Origin of the sequence: Paenisporosarcina sp. TG20, assembly GCF_000286315.1 — a bacterium.
Lineage (GTDB): Bacteria > Bacillota > Bacilli > Bacillales_A > Planococcaceae > Paenisporosarcina.
Genome location: NZ_ALJG01000155.1, coordinates 1 through 5,761, shown reverse-complemented (window position 1 = coordinate 5,761; position 5,761 = coordinate 1). Strand labels below are relative to the sequence as shown.

At 34.4% G+C, this 5,761-nt stretch carries 7 protein-coding genes; all 7 read right to left on the bottom strand.

The features are described from left to right. Positions 1-25: 25 nt before the first annotated feature. The gene (locus B371_RS21085) at positions 26-2,239 is read right to left on the bottom strand and encodes a DNA internalization-related competence protein ComEC/Rec2 (protein ID WP_083844929.1); all 2,214 of its coding nucleotides are present in this window, start codon (positions 2,237-2,239) and stop codon (positions 26-28) included. Positions 2,240-2,322: 83 nt separating this feature from the next. Beyond that, positions 2,323-2,904, bottom strand: coding sequence for a ComE operon protein 2 (locus B371_RS0102085; RefSeq protein ID WP_019412661.1), 582 nt, complete (start codon positions 2,902-2,904; stop codon positions 2,323-2,325). 72 nt (positions 2,905-2,976) lie between these two features. Next, the gene (locus B371_RS0102080; RefSeq protein ID WP_019412660.1) at positions 2,977-3,495 is read right to left on the bottom strand and encodes a helix-hairpin-helix domain-containing protein; all 519 of its coding nucleotides are present in this window, start codon (positions 3,493-3,495) and stop codon (positions 2,977-2,979) included. Between the two features lie 521 nt (positions 3,496-4,016). Next, complete coding sequence (locus B371_RS22340) at positions 4,017-4,601, bottom strand: hypothetical protein (protein WP_019412658.1); 585 nt, start codon at positions 4,599-4,601, stop codon at positions 4,017-4,019. A 143-nt stretch (positions 4,602-4,744) separates the two neighbouring features. Beyond that, positions 4,745-5,158, bottom strand: coding sequence for a hypothetical protein (locus B371_RS0102070; protein WP_019412657.1), 414 nt, complete (start codon positions 5,156-5,158; stop codon positions 4,745-4,747). 32 nt (positions 5,159-5,190) lie between these two features. Beyond that, positions 5,191-5,409: a hypothetical protein gene (locus tag B371_RS0102065; RefSeq protein WP_019412656.1), complete on the bottom strand. Its 219-nt coding sequence runs from the start codon at positions 5,407-5,409 to the stop codon at positions 5,191-5,193. 24 nt (positions 5,410-5,433) lie between these two features. After that, positions 5,434-5,676, bottom strand: a complete 243-nt coding sequence (locus tag B371_RS0102060; RefSeq protein WP_019412655.1) for a hypothetical protein — start codon at positions 5,674-5,676, stop codon at positions 5,434-5,436. Positions 5,677-5,761: the final 85 nt, after the last annotated feature.

Sequence of the window (5,761 nt, the reverse complement as noted above, 5' to 3'; positions counted from 1 at the left end):
AAAACTGCCGAAAGTCGGGCTAGCATTACTGTGATAGGGATTTTTTGATTTCACCTGTATCTGAAGTAATTTTAATCGTCATTTCCTCATTATAATAACGGACATTTACTGAGCCAACATCTGCAGTTGTTAATGTAAGCAACTGATTCCCCTCAAACCTTTCAACCACTTCTTTATGGGGATGCCCATAGCGATTGTTTTTTCCAGCTGAAAATGTGGTTAACAGTGGATTGAGCCTGTTAATAAATTCAAGAGTGCTAGAGGTTTTACTGCCGTGATGTCCCGCTTTTAGTAACGTAACATTTTGTATATCTGTATATGTCAAAAGAAATTTTTCTTCCCCGTCTTTTTCTAAATCCCCCGTGAACAGTGCTGAAAACGGGTACTGACTCATATAGAGAACCAGTGAATCATCATTCCCTTCATACTCTGTATCCTGAGGAGAAACATACATAAATTGCATATTTCCTACTTGCCAGCTATCCCCTGCTATTTTCTCTTTAATGATAATCCTTTTGTCTAATGCAGTTTGAACAGCCAGATGTAATGCAGAATCTTCAATTGCGCCTGGTGTGACATGAATTTCTTTAACGTCTACTTCTTCAAGAATTTCTTCTGCACCTTCTATATGGTCACTATCTGCATGCGTCCAAATAAAGGTATCAATTGTGTTAATCCCCTGACCTTTTAGGAAAGGGACAACCACTTCCCGACCAATTTCAAAAGGCGTATTCGAATCTTTCCACGCATCTTGATTAAATCTTAGTAAACCACCTGCATCTATTAAAATGACGTCTTGTTTATGAGGAAGTTCAATAATCGTTGCATCCCCTTGACCTACAGACAAAAATGTTACTTCAACTGAAGGATCTATATACGGAGTTACTTGAATCATGGCAACAGGAAGTCCAAGTGTCCAAAAAAGCTTTTTTAAAGGGAGTTGTAGTTCTAAAACTAAGAATGTACTACCAACCCCTAGATATGAAATAATAAGCTGCCAATTTGACAGTTTCCCAGGATTCCATAATTGATAAGGTAAAGAGGCAATTTTTAAAATAAAAATTGTTAGATACAACCTAATTGGTTCATAGATGTAAAAAATAAGGTCCGATAAAATGGGTAACATAAACGTAAGTAGGAATAACACTAGATTAATAGGTAAAATTATTACTGAAAAAAGTGGTACAAAAATTAAATTTACCGCAAATGAGGATAGTGATATTTCGTAAAAATGAAATAGAAGTGTGGGGGCAACTCCAATTTGACATAAAAAAGTGATCCAAAATGATTGTTTCAATACACTCGTTTGTCTTTTTAGAAAAGGGGAAGAAAAAAGGAGTGCTGCGGCCGCCAAATATGATAATTGAAAGCCTATTTGGAGCAAGACACCAGGTTGTATAAAAATAAATAATAATATACTAAGTGCAAATGCATCTTCAATTGCAAGGCGTTTATTAAGTTGCTTAGAGAGCATTAGTATTTCAACAACGCCAACAGCACGCCACACTGATGGAGCCCCTCCTACTAAACAAGCATAGATAGGTAAACAGATAATCAAACACCACATTGCTAGTTCTTTTCTAATTGCCAGTCTCAACATGGTTTGGTAAAAAATAAATGTTAAGAATGCTACGTGTAAGCCTGAAATGGCAAATAAATGTGTGATTCCAAGTATTTGATATGCACGTGTTTGTTGTGGATTAACGTCATCACGTAAACCAAGCAATAAAGCTTTTGCTTCAGGTTGGAGAGAAAGTGGGAAATGTGCCTCAATATGTTTTTCCATAAAAAAGCGTTGATTTGCAATCCATCCTAAAACACCACTAGGTTCTGAAACTTTTTTTAATGATGTAACCGACAACATCCCTACTGCCCCGTGACTGGTTAAATACCTTTGCATACTAAATGAATAATCATGAGCTGGAATAGGCACCTCTGAAGCTTGTCCAATCATTTTAAATGTTGCTCCAGTCAATGATTGTTGTTGAAACATATGCTTTTCATCTTCAGAATCGAACGTGTAGGTAATATACCACTTCAGTTTTTCCTCAGACACAGCAAATCCCCGTAATTTCGAGCCATTAATCGTGTAAGTGGATGTCCATTTAAATACACTATTTTGAGTGATTTCATGCTCTATGGGTGATAATTGTTCTTTCGCATGGAGAAAGAACAAAGTCGCTACGGCAAGATAACTTATTAAAAATATGACTGTCGTACGTTTTTGAACAAAGAGCAAAATACACAATACATGTAATAACAAAAGATGAGTTGAACTTACTACAGCACTCGTTGAAATGATGGCTGCAATAGATAGATATATTAAACGTTGGTTCCAATGGTTTTGCCAAATAATTCATTCACCTGCGCCTCATATGAAGCCAACTCTTCTGCAGAAACACCACTCTCTCTTAACTTTTGAAGCATTTCTAAATACAAAGTTATTTTTTGATCGCTTAAGAAGTCGATTTTACGTTCATCGAATGATACATGAACTAATTCCACATTTGCTTGTAAAAATAATTCAATAGCATATTCGCTGTTTTTATAATCCTTGGCATAATATAAACGTCGAATTCCTGCTTGAATAATTGATTTGGTACAAGGTAAACAAGGAAAATGAGTCACATATAAATCTGCATTATTCGTTGAAATGCCATATTTCGAACATTGAAGTAAGGCATTCATCTCAGCATGAACCGTACGGACACAATGCTTGTCCACCACGTAACACCCTTTATCTATACAATGGGCGTCACCTGAAATAGAACCATTGTATCCGCCTGCCATGATCCGTTTATCTCGAACGATTGTCGCACCTACTGCTAACCTTGTACAAGTGCTTCTTAGTGCTAGTAAATGGCTTTGTGCCATAAAGAATTGATCCCATGTTATTCGCTCCATAAAAACGCCCCCTGAATGTAAACTCTTCTCTAGTTTAGTAGGAACATGTTTCACACGTCAATTGTATTTGATTTATTTAACCGAAATAAAGTCTTTTAAGTTTTCAAGTGTTTGATCACCTATACCTGTTACGTCTTTAAGTTCCTCGACGGATTGAAAAAGTCCATGTTCATCACGGTATGTAATGATAGCTTTAGCTTTAGATGGACCAATACCTGAGAGTGTCATTAATGTCATCTCATCTGCCGTATTGATATTAACAATTGTCGATTTTGAATCCACTGGACTTGGACTACTCGTAAATGTAGTAGGTGCTTCACCAATGGAAGGAACATATATCACCATCTCGTCTACTAACTTTGCAGCAAAATTTAACTCTTTCTCTTCTGCAGTAGGCAATAAACCACCTGCTAGTTGAAGTGCATCAAGAATTCGACTGCCTAAAGGTAAAGTGTATACACCTGGAGTTTGGACTTGTCCTTTAACATCAACAACGATAGATTCATTTTCTTTAGTGATCTCTTCAGTAGTTTCAGGTGGTTCTTCTGTCGGAATTTCATTTAAGGTTGGGTTTGGGATGGTTTCAATCATACCGGATATTGGGGGGTCCGGATTGTGGGAAAAAGATGTATTGAAAAGTATAAATAAAATAAGTAAAGCACATATAAACAAAAGTTTGTTCAGATGTTTTTTTATCCATGTAAGATTCAGATTGGGTCATCCTTTCCTACAAGGAGCAATTCTTATGGAGTTATTAATACTATAAACGAATTATTATTAATTGGAAAGCTTTTCTAAATAAAATCTAAAATGTATCAAGGTGGCCTTTCAGTTTTAGATCACTTATTCCGGAATAACCGGGTAAATTTAACCTGTTTTAACACGGAAGAATGTGAAAGTTTAAAAAAAGACGCAGATTCTCGATAAGAATCTGCGTCTTTTTTTCCATAAATTTTTTAGAGTACTTGTAAAATAAAACCTCGTATTTTGAACAAAGTTTGTTCAAAATACGAGGGTTACCTGTTTATTTCTATTCATTTTTATAAAAAAGATCGATTATTTCGGGACGCGAATATTCAACTAAAGCAACCCGTTAGTTTAAGTGTATTGTTTCACAAACTCCTATTTTTCCTGCGTTCCATTGATTTAGAGTAACCAAAACAATCTCTAAATAGCTTCCTGCCATTATATTGTTGAAAATCACTGTATTTATATCTGTAATATTCGTTCCAATAGCTAATCATTCTATTATAGCTTTTGCAAAACGTCCCAATATTTTCAAGACAAAATCTCTTAATCGGTTCTGTGTCCTGTTCTTTTAAGATATCATAAGTCATTTCTAATATTTCTACGACATATTCATCACATATTTTTACGATATAAGGAATAGCCCAATCTTCATAATCCATCAAAAGCAATGAATTCAAATGTTTTTGGCGAACAAACCCATCACAACTTCTTGAATAAATGCAATGCAAAATCATTTTTTGTCGTACACTTAAATTTTCTATAAATTTATCTGAAATATCAATGTAGTAAATACGATAAGGAAATTTAATCACGTTATCATCTTGAAAAAATTCAACAGTATCCTGCGTTTCACCAATAGTGACATTATTATAGGTCTTCTGAGGAATCAGTCCAATTACTTTAGTCACATCATCTCTCAAATTGTTTGGAAATCCATCTTGAAACATACAATCACATCCCTGCTTCGCAAAATGCTACATTTGTGTAGCTCAACTAAACTGCTCTTTACTTTAATAAATTCAATAACAAGGAGCACTTCTCCTTGTTGAAGAAATGCACCCGTTCGTAATATAAGGTTAGCCTACTAAATTTATTTGTTTAATCTAAAATATAATATTTCATATGCGTCTGGTGACTTTAATATCAAATGTGAGTATGTAATTAAAATCATTCCAATGAATTCCTCTTCATCCTTTTCAGTAATTCTATTGACATCAAATTGTACAGGTAAGAATAACAGGTAGTGACCCGAAATCTTTAGCCACAAATCTTGTAAGAACTCAATATCTTCTATGCTTATTATTTTTGTAGAAGGGGTTATTTCACCATCCCACCACAAAATAGTACACTTATCAGTACCATATGCCTTTTTTATAAATTCAAATAAATTAAACAAAATATTACTTTTAGGTTCGCCTGAAGGTTCTTCAAACAGTACCTTCAAGGTAGCTTTTTTCCTTGTGGTTTTGTCTAATCCGATTATATCCAACCATGAATCAGCCAATACTATCACCTTTCTTTAAAGAAATGCACCCGTTAGTCCAAGATACTTTCACACGTTCCAGTTCCAATACCTATCAATGGAAGGACTGACACTAGGATGATTATTACTCCTAAAAGAACTATTCCTGCTTCAAAAGAAATAAGGGAAAACAGTTTCAAATACTTATGGTCGTCTTTTGTATTTAAATATAGAAAAAGACCACCTATCAACACAAAAAACAGTCCAATACCGATACCAATTAAATAACACATTGAAATCCCCCGTTAAATAAATCCCTACTCATCTGGTTGTTCTGAAGATGTAATAATAATTTTCTTTTCATCTGATAGGATGTGAATCTGTATAGCCCAATTCATTTTTTCAAAAGTTAATCCTTCTCCGAATTCAGAAGGATAAATCCATAAAAACAAGTCCTTCTCTTCATCAAACATTATTAAGTTACTTTCTTCTTTGTCTATAATAACTTGTAATGTTTTTTCCATTTTTGTTTCGATTGTCCAACCTTTAAATTTATACATCGTTATTTCACCTCAAAATTATTTTTCTTTTAGCATTCCCCAAAGTCCCTTATTGTACTAAACGTTAGTAATAGGTAAGCATTTG